This is a genomic window from Sneathiella marina (assembly GCF_023746535.1).
Classification (GTDB): domain Bacteria; phylum Pseudomonadota; class Alphaproteobacteria; order Sneathiellales; family Sneathiellaceae; genus Sneathiella; species Sneathiella marina.
Window position 1 is genome coordinate 3,043,281 of record NZ_CP098747.1, and the last position, 17,364, is coordinate 3,060,644.

General features: G+C 50.3%; 15 protein-coding genes. 3 read left to right on the plus strand and 12 right to left on the minus strand.

The window, feature by feature from the left end; genetic code table 11:
* Positions 1 to 7: 7 nt before the first annotated feature.
* From ccoS to NBZ79_RS14750, 12 genes are all read right to left on the minus strand, one after another.
* The gene (gene ccoS, locus NBZ79_RS14695) at positions 8 to 175 is read right to left on the minus strand and encodes a cbb3-type cytochrome oxidase assembly protein CcoS (RefSeq protein ID WP_251933298.1); all 168 of its coding nucleotides are present in this window, start codon (positions 173 to 175) and stop codon (positions 8 to 10) included.
* Entirely contained in the window at positions 172 to 2,496 is a 2,325-nt protein-coding gene (locus NBZ79_RS14700) for a heavy metal translocating P-type ATPase (protein ID WP_251933299.1), read from the minus strand. The genes ccoS and NBZ79_RS14700 overlap by 4 nt, the downstream gene beginning before the upstream one ends.
* Positions 2,484 to 2,981 (minus strand): FixH family protein, encoded by a 498-nt coding sequence (locus NBZ79_RS14705; RefSeq protein ID WP_251933300.1) that lies wholly within the window; start codon positions 2,979 to 2,981, stop codon positions 2,484 to 2,486. The genes NBZ79_RS14700 and NBZ79_RS14705 overlap by 13 nt, the downstream gene beginning before the upstream one ends.
* Complete coding sequence (gene ccoG, locus NBZ79_RS14710) at positions 2,978 to 4,438, minus strand: cytochrome c oxidase accessory protein CcoG (RefSeq protein WP_251933301.1); 1,461 nt, start codon at positions 4,436 to 4,438, stop codon at positions 2,978 to 2,980. The genes NBZ79_RS14705 and ccoG overlap by 4 nt, the downstream gene beginning before the upstream one ends.
* Before the next feature lie 35 nt (positions 4,439 to 4,473).
* On the minus strand, positions 4,474 to 5,343 hold the full coding sequence (ccoP, locus tag NBZ79_RS14715; protein WP_251933302.1) for a cytochrome-c oxidase, cbb3-type subunit III: 870 nt from the start codon (positions 5,341 to 5,343) through the stop codon (positions 4,474 to 4,476).
* A 2-nt stretch (positions 5,344 to 5,345) separates the two neighbouring features.
* Positions 5,346 to 5,495 carry a cbb3-type cytochrome oxidase subunit 3 gene (locus tag NBZ79_RS14720; RefSeq protein WP_251933303.1) on the minus strand — a complete coding sequence of 50 codons (150 nt, stop codon included), beginning with the start codon at positions 5,493 to 5,495 and terminating at the stop codon, positions 5,346 to 5,348.
* Positions 5,496 to 5,503: 8 nt separating this feature from the next.
* On the minus strand, positions 5,504 to 6,229 hold the full coding sequence (gene ccoO, locus NBZ79_RS14725) for a cytochrome-c oxidase, cbb3-type subunit II (RefSeq protein ID WP_251933304.1): 726 nt from the start codon (positions 6,227 to 6,229) through the stop codon (positions 5,504 to 5,506).
* Between the two features lie 5 nt (positions 6,230 to 6,234).
* Entirely contained in the window at positions 6,235 to 7,863 is a 1,629-nt protein-coding gene (gene ccoN, locus NBZ79_RS14730) for a cytochrome-c oxidase, cbb3-type subunit I (RefSeq protein WP_251933305.1), read from the minus strand.
* 181 nt (positions 7,864 to 8,044) lie between these two features.
* Positions 8,045 to 9,394 carry an oxygen-independent coproporphyrinogen III oxidase gene (gene hemN / locus NBZ79_RS14735; protein ID WP_251933306.1) on the minus strand — a complete coding sequence of 450 codons (1,350 nt, stop codon included), beginning with the start codon at positions 9,392 to 9,394 and terminating at the stop codon, positions 8,045 to 8,047.
* Entirely contained in the window at positions 9,394 to 10,182 is a 789-nt protein-coding gene (locus tag NBZ79_RS14740) for a Crp/Fnr family transcriptional regulator (protein WP_251933307.1), read from the minus strand. Before NBZ79_RS14740 ends, hemN begins: the two co-directional genes overlap by 1 nt.
* A gap of 276 nt (positions 10,183 to 10,458) precedes the next feature.
* Positions 10,459 to 12,249, minus strand: coding sequence for an acyl-CoA dehydrogenase family protein (locus NBZ79_RS14745; RefSeq protein WP_251933308.1), 1,791 nt, complete (start codon positions 12,247 to 12,249; stop codon positions 10,459 to 10,461).
* 37 nt (positions 12,250 to 12,286) lie between these two features.
* Entirely contained in the window at positions 12,287 to 14,074 is a 1,788-nt protein-coding gene (locus tag NBZ79_RS14750; RefSeq protein ID WP_251933309.1) for an acyl-CoA dehydrogenase family protein, read from the minus strand.
* Between the two features lie 133 nt (positions 14,075 to 14,207).
* On the opposite strand from NBZ79_RS14750, the gene NBZ79_RS14755 reads away from it, so the two are divergent.
* From NBZ79_RS14755 to NBZ79_RS14765, 3 genes are all read left to right on the plus strand, one after another.
* Positions 14,208 to 15,095, plus strand: coding sequence for a LysR substrate-binding domain-containing protein (locus NBZ79_RS14755; RefSeq protein WP_251933310.1), 888 nt, complete (start codon positions 14,208 to 14,210; stop codon positions 15,093 to 15,095).
* A 66-nt stretch (positions 15,096 to 15,161) separates the two neighbouring features.
* Positions 15,162 to 16,652: a helicase HerA-like domain-containing protein gene (locus NBZ79_RS14760; RefSeq protein ID WP_251933311.1), complete on the plus strand. Its 1,491-nt coding sequence runs from the start codon at positions 15,162 to 15,164 to the stop codon at positions 16,650 to 16,652.
* Positions 16,653 to 16,719: 67 nt separating this feature from the next.
* On the plus strand, positions 16,720 to 17,364 hold the full coding sequence (locus NBZ79_RS14765; protein WP_251933312.1) for an MBL fold metallo-hydrolase: 645 nt from the start codon (positions 16,720 to 16,722) through the stop codon (positions 17,362 to 17,364).

Sequence of the window (17,364 nt, forward strand, 5' to 3'; positions counted from 1 at the left end):
ACTAAAATCAAGTTTTTGCTGGCGGGTCGTCCGGGTCCTTCTCATCGATAAGGATCCGGTTTGCCGCCCCTTCCATATCCTCATATTGGCCGTTCTTTAAACTCCATAGAAAAGCCACCAGGCCGAGCCCTCCTAGAAACAATGCCACCGGAATTAAATAAATAAGGACGTTCATCTTGCTTCTCTGTTGCGTTCAAGCCTCAGTCTCATGGAATTCAGACATACCGCAAGTGAAGATGCTGACATTGCGATTGCCGCAAATAATGGCGTAACAAAACCTGCGACAGCCAACGGAACGGCAATGGCATTATACAAAAAGGCAAGCGCGAAATTCTGCACAACAAGCCTGTGAGCAGTTTTCGCGACTTTTAGCGTTTCCAAAACAGCGGTTAGGGTTCTCCCCTGAAAAACAAAGTCGGCTGCGGTCTGGCTTATATCCGACGCTGATGACGGGGAAATGGAGACATGTGCTGCCGCCAACGCCGGAGCATCATTTAACCCATCCCCGATCATAACAACTTTGCGGCCGCTCTCTTTTAAGGCGGCGAGCCGGGCAACCTTGTCTTCCGGTTTCTGTTGCGCCTTCCAGTTTTCAATCCCCAGTTCAACGGCAATTTGTTCCACAACAGCCGGCCTATCACCGGAAATGACTTCGACTGCATACCCCTGCATCGTCAGCTTCTGAATGGTCTCACGTGCGCCGGACCTCACCTGGTCCAAAAATCGAAACTGTACAGGGTCTTTGCCGGAGACGGCCAGCCACAGCTCGGGACCGATGCCCTCTTCCAGATCGGCGATTTTAGCCGCCCCGGTCCAGAATCTATTCCCGAGTTTAACTTCGGTGCCGTCAATAATCGCCCGCAAACCCTCACCCGGCAGTTCCTGGACGTCAAGCGCCTTCGCGGCGTTTACTTGTCTGTGGCGACTGATTGCCATTGCCAATGGATGACGGCTTACCTGCGCGATAGTTGCCGCCAAATTCAGATTCTCTTCGGATATCTCAGCTTGGTTCTGAAGTTCCAGCCGACCCTCCGTAAGTGTTCCCGTCTTATCAAATACAATCGTGTCAATTTGGGCAAGGCGCTCCAACCCGTCCGCTGATTTGACCAATATGCCCTTGCCAAGCAAGCGACCACTGGCGACGACCTGAACCACGGGAACCGCCAATCCCAAAGCACAAGGGCATGTTATAATCAGGACCGCAACAGCCTGAAGAAGGGCAATCTGCCAGTTCGCACCAAAAAACCACCACCCTGCGAAGGTCAACGCTGCCAGTATGTGAACAGCTGGCGCATATATTTCGGCGATACGATCAGCTAGCCGTACATATTTAGCCCGTCCTTGCTCCGACGCTTCCATAAGCCGGACAATATCGCCAAGCAAAGTATTATCGCCTGTTTTGGTCGCCGTAATATCAAGTGGACCCTGCAAATTCATGGTTCCGGCAAATGCGTCGTCACCCGTTTTTACAAATACCGGAAGGCTCTCGCCGGTAACCATACTGATATCCAATTCTGATCGGCCGGAAGAAACAATCCCGTCAACCGGCAGCCGTTCGCCGACTGCAACCTGCACTAAATGCCCGGGCATTACCGCATCTGCTGGAATGGTTTGGCGCGTTCCATCCGAATTGACGATGGTAGCCGCAACTGATTTTAGTAATAAAAGTCGTTCCGCAGCCGATCTTGCTTTATTCCGGGCTGCGCGATCCAAATACCGCCCAATGAGCAAGAAAAAAAGCAAAGTTACAGAGGCATCGAAATATGTATGCTCTCCGCCCTGGATGGTTTCCGAAAGACTCATTGCGGCCGCAAGTAAAACAGCCAGGGAAATCGGCACATCCATATTGAGTCGACCATTCCGCAGCGCCCCCAAGGCAGATTTAAAGAAGGGCTGCCCCGCATATGCAACTGCAGGTAAGGCAATCATTGCGGAAATCCAATGCAGAAAACTCCGTGTAGCTTCCCCCATATCATCTGAGAAAAAACCAGCCCAAACGGAGACAGATAACAGCATAACATTCGCCGCCGCGAACCCCGCGACTGCCAGCGCTTTCAAAAGTTGCCGGTCTTCCGCCGCTGACGCTGCCTGAATGAGGTCCGGATTGTAAGGCGTAAGCGGGTATCCCATGGAGATGACAGGACGTAGCAAGTCACCTGCAACCGTTTTTTCTTCGTGCCAACGGACAAAAAGCCGCCGGGTGGAAAAATTAACCCGCGCGTCAATAACCGCGGGGTTTGAGTGCAGGGTCTCCTCGATGTTCTTGATACAATTGGCGCAATGCATGTTTTCGACAAGCAAATACAGCATTGCGTTGCCATCCTGATCATGGGTCACAAAAGCCGTTGGATCTGAATCAACGAAATCGCGATAACTTTCCTGGTTAGTCCCTATTTCGGCAAGGGCTGTTGCGCCACCCGCACAACAGTCCGCGCCGATGTCATGCGCACGTGGCATCAACGGATTTTCTGTGTCTTTGAGCGCTAATCTACCCATATTCTTTTGTCCAGCCGGTAAGGTTCCGTATAACCTCCCCCTAGTATTTGAATGGTCACATCCCATTGACCTTTCTCGAGATCGACAAGATCAGCGGTATAAAACTGTTCGGCAAAAACAAATGTAACCGTCTTGTCTGATTCTTCGATGACGGGGCGACCGAGAGTGCCGGATACCGTCAAGTTCGCCATTGGTTGTTTATCCAGATCCAATAGTTTCAAGCGGATAATACCGTTTTTATCGTCCAACTGCACGAATTCCAGCATATGTTGCCATCCCCGTGCATTTTGCTTTTCTTTCGCCTGAAGTTCCTGATTATAGGCGAGACCTCGGCGATAGGCGTCTGACACACTTACGCCCGAAAAACTATTCAATGCAAAGTAAACAAAAACCCCATTTACGGCGAACATCAAGCCGAAAAAACCCGCAAGCATGAAAGCGACATGCCGTCCGGTCAATTTCCTGCTTGTCACCTGCCCGCTCATTTCTCCGGCCCTTTGAAGCTTGTATTCTGCGTGTCCGTTTCACCGGTTTCACGATCTACGACCGTAACATCCAGATCCGTACTTTTACTTTTCAGATTAGCCGCTGGTATCGAGACAAACAACTTCACACTAGATACGGAATCGCCCGGAACGGTAACAATCATTGTGTGATCTTTCGGGCCTTCTTTTTGGAACCAGCTCTGCAAACCCGCAGAGCCTGTAACTTCCACATGATACTTCCGCACCTCGTGTAGTTTATTGAGAATCTTGACCGTATATCCGTTTCTTATGGATCCATCCGACAGTGTCACAAATAACGGGTTCCTATCTCGTATGACGTTGACATCAAGAATTGAGCGGTTCAATAGCGTAAACAACATAATTGCACCAACAAAAGCCAAAATCGCGCCATAAGCGATGGTTCTGGGCCGTATAAGACGTACTTTAAGCTTTTTTTCCGGGTTTCCGTCAAATTGCCCGGCATATGTATCGTAACTTATCAAGCCTCTTGGCAAGTCAATTTTATCCATAACATCGTTACAGGCATCGATACAAAGTGCGCAGGTAATGCATTCCATTTGCAATCCATCACGGATATCAATCCCCATCGGGCAAACTGCGACACATTGATTACAATCGATACAATGGCCCCTATTTTCCCATGACTGCCCTTTTTTGTGCGGGCCACGCGGCTCTCCTCGCGCCCCGTGATATGTCACTGTTAAGGACTCGTCCCCGACCATAGCGCCCTGAATTCGGGGCCACGGACACATATAGGTACAGACTTGCTCCCGCATCAGGCCGCCAAAAACATATGTTGTTGCTGTCAGTGTCGCGACACTGGCGTAAGCAATTACAGCGGCTTCTAGGGTGAAGAGATCGACAAGTAGCGTCGGTGCATCTGCAAAGTAAAACACCCAGGCACCCCCGGTAAGGACGCCAATCAATAGCCATATGGCATGCTTGGTGACACGCTTTGTCAGTTTCGACATCGACATTGGCGCCTTGTCGAGCTTTAGCCGAGCGTTACGATCCCCTTCGATTAAGCGCTCAACGAAAATGAACAAATCCGTCCAGACTGTTTGCGGACAGGAGTATCCGCACCACGCTCTCCCGAACAGAGCCGTCACCAAGAACAGGGACACGGCAGCTATGATAAGAAGGCCGGTGATGTAATACACTTCTTGCGGCCAAAGCTCGATAAGAAAAAAATAGAAACGTTCCCGCGCGAAATCCACCAGCACGGCCTGATCCGGCGCGCCCTCCCCGCGATCCCAACGGATCCATGGCGTGACATAGTAGATCGTCAGGGTCACCGCCATGATGATCCATTTCAATCGCCGAAAATCACCCCGTGCCTTTTTCGGCTGGATCTTCTCGCGTCTTTCAAAAAGCGCCCGGTTTTCTTTTTTATTGACCGGACGGACATCTACATTCTCTACGGCGCTCTCAACCAAAAGCTCATCTCCAAGACGGATTGGTTAAACTGAAATTACTCCCCGCCCCCCAGGGAATGCACAAATAACGTCATTTGGCGTATGGTTACATCATCAAGACGACCTTCCCAGGCCGGCATTACATTGGCACGGCCTTTTGAGATTGTTCTGACGATGGTTGCTTTATCGCCGCCATAAAACCAGATAGCGTCAGTGAGATTTGGTGCCCCAAATTCACGCAGTCCCTTGGCGTTTTCCCCATGGCACGATGCACAGTTTTCCATGTAAACTTCCTTGCCGCGTGCAACCGCTTCGGCGCTTTGACCACTTTGCGACAATGATAATACATAATCCGCAACATCATTAATCTGGTCTTTCTCCAATAATTCGTCATCCAGGAACGCGGGCATGTCACCGACACGCGTGTCCTCGTGATCGGACCGGATCCCGTATTTGATGGTTTCATAAATTTGATCAACGCTGCCGCCCCATAGCCAGTCATCGTCGTTCAGGTTTGGAAACCCTGCCGCACCTTGTGCCCCGGATCCATGACATTGTGAACAATTCACCGCGAACGCAGATTTTCCGCCGGAAAGAGCGAACTGATAAGTTTGCGGATCGGATTTAACATTGCTGAGTTCCATGGTAACCAGTGCCGCTCGATCAACGGAATGAGCATCGACTGCCGCAGCTAATTCCTGTTCCAGCACGCCACGAGAGGAATAACCGAACATCCCTTTCGTATAGTCCGTCACCAGTGGCCAGGCCGGCATGACAACCCAGTAACCGATCGACCATATGATCGTGGCATACATCGTCCATAGCCACCAGCGAGGCATCGGTGTGTCCAGTTCTTTAATACCGTCCCATTCATGGCCTGTCGTCTGGGTGCCGGAGAACTCATCTTTCTCTATATTGTCGGACATGTTTAATCTTCCTCAAGCGGGATCTGGGCAGCTTTGTCAAATTTTTCCTTGTTTCGCGGCCAAAGCGCATAGGCAAGGACAATTAAAAACACACCGAACAGGTAAAGCAGGCCGTAACTCTGTGCGAAGGCGGAAACCGAATTATAATCCATCTATCCTCCTACCTCTTGTTGGCGTCAGCGTCATAAGACGTAAAATCAACAAGCGTTCCCATCATTTGCAAATAGGCGATCATGGCATCCAGCTCAGATATCATTGCGGGATTGCCATCGAAGTCACGAACCTGGGCTTTCGGATACCTCTCCAATAAACCGTCGACATCATCTGCGTCAGGATCGACTTGTGTTCTCAAATCCGCAGCCGCCTGCTCCAGCATTTCATCCGTATAGGGAACACCGACCATTCTATTGGCGACAAGATTTGCCTTTATATCCGGAACGTCCAACGGCGTTTTCGCAAGGAAGGGATAGCCGGGCATAATCGATTCAGGGACAACATCCCGCGGATTATTCATGTGGGTTGTATGCCATTCATCTGAATACCGCCCACCGACGCGTGCAAGATCCGGTCCTGTTCGTTTGGATCCCCATTGGAACGGATGGTCATACATGCTCTCGGCGGCAAGGGAATAATGTCCATATCGCTCCGCCTCGTCCCGTAAAGGGCGGATCATCTGACTGTGGCAGTTATAGCACCCTTCCCGGATATAGATATCGCGGCCCGCCAGTTCCAAGGGACTGTAAGGCCGCATACCTTTCACTTTCTCAATCGTACTCTCAAGATAGAATAACGGTGCGATTTCGATAATTCCGCCAATTGATACGACAAAGAGCGACAGGACCAACAAAAGGATCGAGTTTTTCTCAATTACTTTGTGACTGAACATACTGCTTACCTCGCCCCTACATATTCTGCATTAAGAACCAAAGCGCCCGCTTCTTTTTGGCGGACATCACCGCGGATACTGCGCCAGATATTGTAAGCCATTATCAACGACCCGATTACGAATAGCACGCCGCCCAAGGCGCGAATTACATAGAACGGGTGCATTGCTTCAACGGATTCGCTGAAAGAATATTCAAGGAAGCCAAAGCTGTCATAGGCCCGCCACATTAGGCCTTGCAATATGCCCGATACCCACATGGCGGTGATGTATAAGACAATGCCAATGGTCGAAATCCAGAAATGAAGATTAACCAGGGTATCAGAATAAAGTGTTTTTCGTTTCCATAGAACGGGAACCAGGAAGTATATGGCGCCAAAGCTGACGTAAGCGACCCAACCGAGCGCCCCGGAATGCACATGACCGATCGTCCAGTCCGTATAATGACTGAGCGCGTTCACCGCTTTGATCGACATCAACGGCCCTTCAAAAGTGCTCATGCCATAAAAGGCGACAGACGTCACTAGGAAGCGGACAACCGGGTCCGTGCGCAACTTGTCCCAAGCTCCGGATAAGGTCATCAGGCCGTTGATCATGCCGCCCCAGGAAGGCATCCATAGCATGATTGAAAAGGTCATCCCCAAAGTCTGCGCCCAATCGGGCAAAGCCGTATAATGCAGGTGATGCGGCCCAGCCCAAATATACAGGAAGATCAGCGACCAAAAATGAATAATTGATAGCCGGTATGAATACACAGGCCGATTAACACGTTTGGGAATGAAGTAATACATGATCCCCAGAAAGCCTGCTGTCAGGAAAAAGCCAACGGCATTATGACCGTACCACCATTGTGTCAGCGCACTTTGGACGCCGGCGAACAGAGAATAGCTCTTCACGCCGGTAATACTTACAGGCATGGACAGGTTATTGACGATATGAAGCATCGCGACAGTGACAATGAAGGCAAGATAGAACCAGTTCGCCACATAAATATGTTTTTCTTTTCGCTTCCATAGGGTTGCAAGGAAAACCAGCAGATAAACAACCCACACCAAAGTCAGCCATATATCCACATACCATTCAGGTTCAGCATATTCCTTGGATTGCGTCACACCCAGAAGATAACCGGTTGCTGCCAGAACAATAAACAGTTGATAGCCCCAGAAAACAAACCAGGGGGCAATTGTTCCGGCCAAGCGGGCACGACAGGTTCGCTGCACGACATGAAATGATGTCATGATCAGCACATTTCCACCGAATGCAAACACCACGGCCGACGTATGAAGCGGCCGCAATCTGCCAAAATTAGTCCAGGGTAAATCGAAATTCAGAACCGGAAAGGCCAGTTGCAAAGCAAGAGCAAGGCCGACGGCGAACCCGACAACTCCCCAGAAAGTCGAGGCGATAACCCCCGCCTTGACAATATCGACATTATAATCGACTTGCCCATTCCCATTGGACAATACGGGAATGTTGAGCGAACTATAATGCCGGGAAATAAGGGCAAAAGCACTTATAACGCTCGCGATCGAAAAGAGCATCCCATGGATCATCATTGCCGGATCTGCGGCCTTGGCCGACAGCAAGATTCCAATTAGTGCCCCAATAATTGTAAAGCCTAGCCATAACAGATTCATGTCGAGTTCCGTCTTCTACGTTAATATTCTCGGGTTCTGAAATTTGCGCCTCAGGAACTTCTTTGCGATGAACCCCAGCATCCCCACTTTATCGCGCCTTCCCCAGCTCGCATTGATTAGGATCAATAGCCGGCTAAGAAACTTCCCCAAACGCGCTCTTCGTATATTACAGTATTTTAATTTAAACTGCTTTTGAGTGCCGCGCCAACCCTTGATTTAGATATTGGTCAAACACGGAGCAAATGGTCCGGACGAATAATCGTCCCGTATCCGTTACTTTCAATCGATTAAAGGTGATATCTACAAGGCCCTCATTTTCAAATTCGGAAAGCTCTGACAACTCTTCTCGAAATTCCGAAACTGGTATCTGATACAATCTACTTACGCTATTTAAATCCACTTCAAGATCGCACATCAATCTCTCGATTATATGGCGCCGAACTTTATCGCTGAGATTTAGCTCGATCCCCTTCGAAACCGGAAATTCTCCGTTTTGAACCGTTTCCTCATACGCATGCATCGGCACAACATTTTGAACATAACCGCCGGGTAAACTGCCAATGGAGGAAGCGCCGATACCAATAAGGGTCTCTGCGTTATCTGTTGTATATCCTTGAAAATTCCGGCTCAACGTACCTTCTTCACGAACAGTTGTCAGATCATCTTTTTCCGTCGCAAAATGATCGAGGCCAATTTTCTGGTATCCCAGCGATGTCAATCGATCAGCTGCAGCGGTGGCTTGCGCCAAACGCTGTGGCCCGTCCGGCAGGTCTTGATCCTGGATCATCTTCATATGGCTTTTCATCCAGGGAACATGCGCATATCCAAACAAGGCAATACGGTCAGGACTGAGGCTATGGGCCAAATCCACGGTGTGCCGCACGTCAGCCTCGCTCTGCAACGGCAACCCATACATCAGGTCAAAATTAATATTGGAAATACCGGCTCTCCGGAGATCCTCCGTCACAGCCTTAGTAGTTTCAAAAGGCTGAACGCGATTTATCGCATTTTGTACAATCGGGCTAAAGTCCTGTACCCCCAGACTGGCGCGATTGATTCCCGCAGTCGCCAGTGCTTCAATCATCGGTGCGTCAAGTGTCCGGGGATCTATTTCGATTGCCTTCTCAGCCGTGTCAGTGAAGTCGAAATGATCCTCAAACAATCGCATAATATTGCCGAAGTCGGTTGGTGACAGGATAGTGGGTGTGCCACCTCCCCAATGAATATGGGAAATGGAAAATTTTCCCGGTAATGCGGAGGCCAGCAAACCAATTTCCGTCCGCATCGCATCTACATATGCGGCAATCGGGTCATATTTCGCAGTTACTTTTGTATGACAGCCGCAATACCAGCACATTTTCCGGCAAAAAGGAACATGGACATATATTGAAAGAGGCGTATTTGGGTCCAATTCCGATAACCACTGACGGTAAATTCGGGCATCAATGGCCGGGGAAAAATGCGGTGCTGTCGGATAGCTCGTATATCTTGGAACGGATTGAGCCAGTCTTTTTTTTAACGCAGCTGTCATCACTCTATCCCGGCCAGGTATTTCAATTCCATCATATCAAGGACAGATATCTGATCCGGAGATGGAATTGACACAACACCCTTTGTTTTTAGGGCCGTCAGTGTTCGGCTGACGGTTTCGATTGTCAAACCCAGATAGTCAGCAATATCGCGCCTGCTCATGGAAAGGCCAATATCTGTATTTTCAGCGGTCGCGCTTTCAAACTTCTTTGCGCGTTCAACCAGGAAGGTTGCAACTTTCTCGATGGGGGTTTTTCGGCCCAGTAACATAAGATGGCTTCGCATCTGGTTTATTTCGGTTTCCATCTTTTCCATCAGCGAAACACGTAGACCCGGCATTTCACTCATACGAGCTTGCAGTTCCGGAAGCGGTATCTGGCACACAATCATGTCGGTTATCGCCTCAGCATTCGCTGAATAATAGCCTTGAATATGTTCTCCTAGCTTGTCACCGCAGGCCCGGAAATCCGTAACTTGCCGCCGCCCGTCATTCAGTAAACTTGACAGCCGTGCCTCGCCTGAAACAACCGTGTATAAATAATTTGCAGGATCCAATTCCCGATAAATTGACTGCCCTGCCTTGACCAGACGAACCTGGCTCAGCTTTCTGAACCGGTGCAGCTCCGTACCGTCCAAAGAAGCACAAATTGCCTTTTTATGGGCGGCACAACAGTTACATGGAGATAGCGGAATTGGTCGAGCTTTCGCCTCAGGATTATGCGGAGGATAAGGTTTCGCCTTATAGGCGTCGTATACACCGGTATCTCGATCTCTCAATTCTAGTGCCATTTTCTCTATTCCCCATGTCGCACATTCCCCAGTGGCAACGAAAGACAGCCTCTGGTTAAGGAAATAATTCCCGTATTTTAAAGAACATTCCATGTGGTCAGATGACGCAGGTCGCCTCAGCGGTTCAATTTACAGAAAACTTACGTGAAAATTGCGGGTTTTTGGCAGTTTATATAGCGTTTTTAAGAAAAATTCCCCGGTAGCGGCAAATTGCCACAGCCGGGGAATTTACGGTTTTCTCGCGTTATTTTTATTATTTTTTTCGCGAGAAAACCGTCAAAGAGTTAGCAGATCTGTTACATCCGCCAAAGAAACAGGCTCGTCCTGTAATAAGCGGTTTCCAGCTTCTATCTCGAAAGCATCATCACCAACACTTAAAGGATCGTGAGACCGCAGTCTGGTATCAACAACCAAACGCGATAACAACAAGCGGCGGGCGTCTCCTCCTGCCTTACCAAGCGCGGCGCCTTCCACGGCCAGTAATGTTGCCGTTGTAACATGATATAGAGCATCCGACGCTTGTCGTGCCTGGGTTTCATTCCCGGATTTAGCAATTTCTTCCGCAAATGATGTTGCCCTGTCGATCAACCCCACCAGCTCACCGCCATATTGGCCCGGCATGCCAACTGTCGTGTCAATCCGGCCTTTTAAATCTTCGGCAAGAGTTTCATGAGCACCGGTTTTTGCAATCGCCCGTGTCGTGATATCCAGGGCGTTGATATTGGATGTTCCCTCCCAGAGCAAACCGGTATGTGCATCCCGAACCAGGCGGGAATTCACCCAATCCTCAATAAAACCGTTTCCACCCCGGATCTCCAATGAGCCGGTGGCAACAGTAATATTGTCCCGGCACGCCCGGAATTTCAGCAAGGGGGTCAGGATACGATTGAGCTTCCTGGCGCCCTCATCCCCACTGTCCGCTTGGTGCAATGTTTTGGCCACATGCATCACCATTGAAAGGACCTGCTCTGTTGGGACCATCAATTTCAGCAATTGCCGGCGAAGAAGCGGCTTGTGAATTATGGCTTCACCAAAAACGTTTCTTGTTTTCGCGGTCACCAGCGCCTCGTTCAGGCATCGTCGCATCATCCCTGCGGCCCGGACACCATGGGACAACCTTGACATGCTGACCTGATCCATCATTTGCTTCAGGCCCGGATTAGGCTTCGCACCGACATCACCAAAGGCATACCCCAAGGCGCCGTCAAAAACGATTTCACCTGATGCCATGGATTTTGTACCCATTTTATCTTTCAGGCGCACAATGCGGTATTTATTCCGGCGGCCATCCTCAAGCTGTCTTGGAACCGCAAAAATCGCTAAACCTGAATTTCCGTCCGGCGCTCCCTCCGGCCGCGCCAGCACCAGGCAAACATCTGCATCCGCGCACGAGCAAAACCATTTGTCGCCGTATATTTTCCACTCGCCATCTTCCAGTTTTGCCGTGACAGCGAAATTTGCGACCTCAGACCCCCCGATCTTCTCCGTCATAAACTGGGCGCCCTTGTAGCTATTCGGGGCATCCTGACTGAGCATGCGATCGAGATATTTGTCCTTGGCGATGGCCGGACCGTATCTTTCAAGCAACATTGCAGAGGTATCTGTCACGGAAATTGGACACATCAGTCCAAATTCCGACTGGGTAAACAAATACTGGAAAATATATTTAGCCATGGGTGGAATTTTTTCAGGCCAATCGAATACGCCCGGCTTATGCGACATGGCATGGATACCAAATTCCCCGTACCCCAACTGCTCCATTTCCCGGTAGGCCGGATGAAATTCAATCCAGTCCTCATTCCGTCCTCTTGCGTCACGGGTATGCAATACAGGTGGATGCCGATCGCACATCCGGGCCAGATCATCCAGTCTGTTTCCGGCGATGCCGCCCAATCGCCGATAAACCGGGGTCATATGCTCGCGCAGGTCTTGTGGCAGATACAGGGTCAGTAAATCCTGAAGGCTTTGATCGATATCGAAAAAATTAAGGCCATGGCAGTCATCCGCTACCCAGTCTTCCAATTCCTTCTTTTCCGTTTCTTTGGGAATAGATGCTTCGATATTCATATTAACTCCAGGATTGTAGGGACAACAGGGCGTTTGATCATAGGGTAAGAATACCCTTGGCTTCGTCAAGGCCAATTGACTTGTCTGACAACAGCACATCTGTTGCCGCCGTGTCAAAAGCATCATTTTCCATCGAAAGCGGCTGTGCGGAATTCAGTTTATGATCCACGACCATCCGCGACAACAGCAACCGACGGGCATCCCGGCCCATTTCACCGAGCATGGAGCCTTCATTCGCCAGCAAAGTGGCGGTTGTTACGTGATACAGCGCGCTTGATGCTTTGCGGGCATGGGTTTCTTTCCCCGATCGCGCAACCTCTTCTGCAAATTTAACAGCCTGATCAACCAGACCTTTCAGCTGTCCCGCATATTGGCCGGGAAGGGATTTATTATCCTCCAGCTGCGCCGTTAATTCTTCACCAAGATCCTCATGAGCCCCTACTCTTGCAATTGCCCGTGTGGTGACGTCAAGCGAATTAATATTCGACGTCCCTTCCCACAACACTCCTAAATGGGCATCCCGGACAAGGCGTGGATTAACCCAATCTTCGATAAAGCCATTGCCGCCACGAACTTCCATGGCACCGGTGGCGACGCGCACGTTATCCCGGGCAGTCCGATATTTAAGAAGCGGTGTCAAAATGCGTGTCCGTTTGGCCGCAGCTTCATCACCCGCATCCGCTTTATCAAGGTTATCAGCAACATACATAAACATTGAAAGAGCCTGTTCGGTTGGCACCATCAGTTTCATCAATTGCCGGCGCAGCAGTGGCTTGTCAACCAAGGTGCTGCCAAATGCTTTTCGGTAGTTCGCCACGGTCAGGGCTTCGTTCAGGCACCGGCGCATCATTGACGCCGCACGAACACCGTGGGAAAGACGAGATATATTCACCTGGTCCATCATCATCTTTAATCCGCCATTTGGATGTGCACCGACATCCCCCAGCGGATAGGCAACGGCGCCATCAAATATCACTTCGCCTGACGCCATGGACTTCGTTCCCAATTTCTCTTTCAGGCGGACTATCCGGTATGAATTGCGACGACCATCGTCCAGATGTCGTGGCAAGGCAAAGAGGGCGAGACCACTGTTCCCCTCCGGCGCCCCTTGTGGGCGGGCAAGCAAAAGCGTCACGTCCGCATCCGCACAGGAACAGAACCATTTTTCACCATATAGCTTCCAGACGCCGCCTTCGTCACGGGCCTCAAGAACAATATTGGATACATCAGAACCACCCGTTTTCTCCGTCATAAACTGGGCGCCTTTGAGGATTTCATTCATATCCTGGCTGAGCATCCGATCAAGGAAACGCTCTTTGGTCTTGTCATCTGCGTAACTCTTGATCAGCATGGCCGTGCTGTCGGTCGCCGAAACCGGGCAAAGCAGCCCAAATTCGGATTGTCCGAATAAATACTGGAATATATACTTGGCGGCAGGCGGAACAATGCCATCCCAGCCGAGAACACCGCTTTTACGGGACATATTGTGAATTCCAAAATCGCCAAAAGCTACTTGTTCCATTTTGCGATAAGAGGGATGAAATTCGATCCAGTCTTCATTGCGGCCCCGCGCATCCCGCGTATGCAGTTTAGGAATATGCCGATCCGCTTCACGGGACCAATCGTCAAGATCGGTGCCTGCAATCTGACCCAAATTCTTAAAATGGGGCTCCATATGGAGGCGCAGGTCCTCTGGCATATAACAATGCATAAGGTCCTGCAGCCCGGCATCCACATCGTAGAAATTCAATCCGTGGCAATCGGGTGCCACATAGTCCGACAACTCATGCGGGACGAAATGCTGTTTCTTGTTAATAGAATTCATCGTTTTTTTCCTCGGTGAAGATGCAACCAGACTGATCATTTATTGGGCTTTACCTTGCGCTTCAGCAGAGCATTAGACAATCGAATATTCCGCATGGTATGATTGCCAAATACTCACGCAAAGGTACCAAGTTATGCTACATATCCCCTCAACATCAGGTCTTAGGGCATTTGAGGCGGCTTGCCGTTATTTGAGTTTCAATCAAGCAGCAGAAGAGCTTGGCGTAACTCCCGGAGCCGTCAGCCGCCAAATTCAAAGCCTTGAGCATTATCTCGGCAAGACGCTTTTCCACCGCCATCACAAGAAGGTCGAACTCACGGCCGTGGGACGCCAATATCTTTCAGAAGTTACGGTACCGCTTGAAAAACTTTCTGCGGCCTCAGTGCGGTTGAGAAGCGAAACCCTTCGAAATGCCCTCTCGATCTGCACGTATCCGACATTCGCGATCAATTGGCTCATCCCCCGATGGGCCAATCTCTATGAAAAATACCCGGAAATTGACATACAGCTCATTACGTCCTTGAACCCTGCAGATTACGAACGCGATGATTTCGATTTATCCATACAGGTATTGGCAGAGGGAACCACCGTAAAAGGGATGCAAATCGACAAGCTACTGGACGTGGATACCTATCCTGTCTGCAGCCCGAAAATAGCGGAACAAATCAAGCATCCTGCGGATTTGCAGAATGTTGTTCTTTTACATGAAAATCCGCGACCGACGGATTGGCCGAGATGGCTTCATATGGCAGGTCTGGACAGTATTGATTCGAGCAAAGGGTTACAGTTTGAAAGTGCAAATATGGTACAGCATGCCGCTATTAACGGGCTTGGGGTCGCCATCGGTATCGACGCCCTTGTCCAGGAAGATATCAAGGCCGGCCGGCTCGTAAAACCCTTTGATATTGTCCGCCGGTCCGGCTTTCCTTTTCATATTGTCTCGACCACGCGCAAAGCAAGCCGTCCTAAATTAGTGGCCATTCGCGAATGGATGCTTGAGGCGGCCAAACAACCTGTATAAATTCCGAAAACCGTATATAGATAAGTACTGGCTTAAGAATACTCGAAGACAACAGGTGGCGATGTTATGGATTGTTTGGTGGATGACGCCATATTTATTGGCAAAAGTGACAATGGCAGTGGCGCCAATCAATATCTGCCGCTCAAATGGGGCAATCGACACGGATTGGTTGCCGGCGCAACCGGAACCGGTAAAACCGTAACATTACAGGTTTTGGCAGAAGGCTTTGCCGCCGCCGGGGTGCCGGTTTTCCTTGCTGATGCCAAAGGCGATTTGTCTGGAATGTGCCGCCCCTCGAAAATGGAAGGGTTTCTAAAAAAACGAGCCGACCTGATCGGTTTTTCGGATGAATTTGCCGGACAGCCCTATCCGGTCGTCTTCTGGGATCTGTTCGGCAAGCAAGGACATCCGGTTCGAACCACTGTCTCCGAGATCGGCCCCCTTATGCTGGCCCGCATGCTGGAGCTTAACGATACGCAGGAAGGTGTTCTAAATATTGCCTTTCGAGTAGCGGATGAGCAGGGATTGTTGTTGCTGGATTTGAAGGATTTGCGAGCGCTTCTCGGATCCGTAAATGAGCAGCGAAAAGAGATTTCCGCTGAATACGGGAATGTCTCCCCGCAATCCATTGGTGCCATCCAGCGCTCATTGCTGCGGCTTGACAATCAAGGCGCCAGTCAGTTCTTCGGCGAGCCCGCACTTGACCTGAATGACTTTATCAGAACCGACACAGAAGGCCGGGGCAAAGTAAACATCCTTGCGGCGGACAAGCTCATGAATTCTCCGCGGTTATACGGCACTTTCCTGCTCTGGATGCTGTCGGAACTGTTTGAGGAATTACCGGAGTCCGGAGATTCTGACCGTCCGAAACTTGTGTTTTTCTTCGATGAAGCGCATTTATTGTTCAAGGATGCCCCAAAGGCATTGCTGGAAAAAATAGAACAGGTTGTCCGGTTAATCCGGTCCAAGGGTGTGGGGGTCTTCTTTGTTACGCAAAGCCCCGGGGATATTCCGGATTCTGTTCTTGGCCAATTGGGCAACCGTATCCAGCATGCCTTGCGGGCCTTTACCCCCAAACAGCAAAAAGCCATTCGCCTGGCGTCCCAGACGTATCGTCCAAACCCGGCCTTTGATGTGGAGGATGTCATAACGACACTTGGAGTTGGTGAAGCCCTGATCTCAACCCTGGAGGCAAAAGGACAACCCTCCATCGTCCAGCGGACAATGATCCGGCCGCCTTCGTCGAAACTGGGTCCGGTGACAAAAACCGCCCGCAAGAGCGAGATCACGGAAAGTGATCTGGCGGATAAGTATGATCAAGCGGTCGACAATGAATCCGCCTATGAAATCCTGCAGGAACGGGCCGAAAAAGCCGCAAGAGCAGCTGAAAAGGCGGCGAAGGAAAAAGAGAAAACGGCGCCGAAAAAACGGGCCTCCAACCGGCAGAGTGCCGGGGAAGCCGCTTTTAAATCCTTGCTCAGATCCATTGGCACCACGGTTGGAAGATCAATCGTAAAAGCACTTGAGCGCGGGATACTTGGCGCCTTGAAAAGATAATCGCTCCCCCCCAAATACTGAACACCCCAGTCAAGAAGGACGGATTGACCCATAAATCCGAATAAAAATGAAAGCAGTCATTATCCCGGTTACCCCATTTGCCCAAAATTGCAGCCTTATCTGGTGCGAGGATACCATGAAGGGCGCGGTCGTTGACCCCGGCGGTGATCTCGATCAAATCCTGAAAGCCGCGGAAGATCAAGGCGTCGAAATCGAGAAGATACTGATCACCCATGGCCATCTGGATCATGCCGGTGGCACGCAGGAACTCCATGAAAAACTCGGCGTCCCAATCGAAGGCCCGCACATAGACGATAAATTCTGGATCGATCAGCTTCCAGTTCAATGTGCGAAATACGGCTTCCCGACATCCTATGCCTTTACGCCGGATCGGTGGCTGGAAGATAATGACAAGGTAACCGTCGGCAATCAAAGTTTTGATGTGGTTCACTGCCCCGGCCATACGCCCGGTCATGTGGTATTTATTCACCCTGAGGCGCGAATTGCCATTGTCGGCGACGTCTTGTTTCAAGGATCCATTGGCCGCACCGACTTCCCGCGAGGCAACCATGAGGATCTTATCCATTCAATTCGCGAAAAGCTGTGGCCGCTTGGCGATGACATCGCGTTCGTCCCCGGACATGGGGATATGTCGACATTCGGGCGGGAGCGCCAAACCAATCCGTTTGTTGCCGATATGAATTTTGGCTAG

Coding starts and splice junctions, on each gene's coding strand:
- ccoS (WP_251933298.1), bottom strand. CDS start 175: ATGAACGTCCTTATTTATTTAATTCCGGTGGCATTGTTTCTAGGAGGG.
- NBZ79_RS14700 (WP_251933299.1), bottom strand. CDS start 2,496: ATGGGTAGATTAGCGCTCAAAGACACAGAAAATCCGTTGATGCCACGT.
- NBZ79_RS14705 (WP_251933300.1), bottom strand. CDS start 2,981: ATGAGCGGGCAGGTGACAAGCAGGAAATTGACCGGACGGCATGTCGCT.
- ccoP (WP_251933302.1), bottom strand. CDS start 5,343: ATGTCCGACAATATAGAGAAAGATGAGTTCTCCGGCACCCAGACGACA.
- NBZ79_RS14720 (WP_251933303.1), bottom strand. CDS start 5,495: ATGGATTATAATTCGGTTTCCGCCTTCGCACAGAGTTACGGCCTGCTT.
- ccoO (WP_251933304.1), bottom strand. CDS start 6,229: ATGTTCAGTCACAAAGTAATTGAGAAAAACTCGATCCTTTTGTTGGTC.
- ccoN (WP_251933305.1), bottom strand. CDS start 7,863: ATGAATCTGTTATGGCTAGGCTTTACAATTATTGGGGCACTAATTGGA.
- hemN (WP_251933306.1), bottom strand. CDS start 9,394: ATGACAGCTGCGTTAAAAAAAAGACTGGCTCAATCCGTTCCAAGATAT.
- NBZ79_RS14740 (WP_251933307.1), bottom strand. CDS start 10,182: ATGGCACTAGAATTGAGAGATCGAGATACCGGTGTATACGACGCCTAT.
- NBZ79_RS14745 (WP_251933308.1), bottom strand. CDS start 12,249: ATGAATATCGAAGCATCTATTCCCAAAGAAACGGAAAAGAAGGAATTG.
- NBZ79_RS14750 (WP_251933309.1), bottom strand. CDS start 14,074: ATGAATTCTATTAACAAGAAACAGCATTTCGTCCCGCATGAGTTGTCG.
- NBZ79_RS14755 (WP_251933310.1), top strand. CDS start 14,208: ATGCTACATATCCCCTCAACATCAGGTCTTAGGGCATTTGAGGCGGCT.
- NBZ79_RS14760 (WP_251933311.1), top strand. CDS start 15,162: ATGGATTGTTTGGTGGATGACGCCATATTTATTGGCAAAAGTGACAAT.
- NBZ79_RS14765 (WP_251933312.1), top strand. CDS start 16,720: ATGAAAGCAGTCATTATCCCGGTTACCCCATTTGCCCAAAATTGCAGC.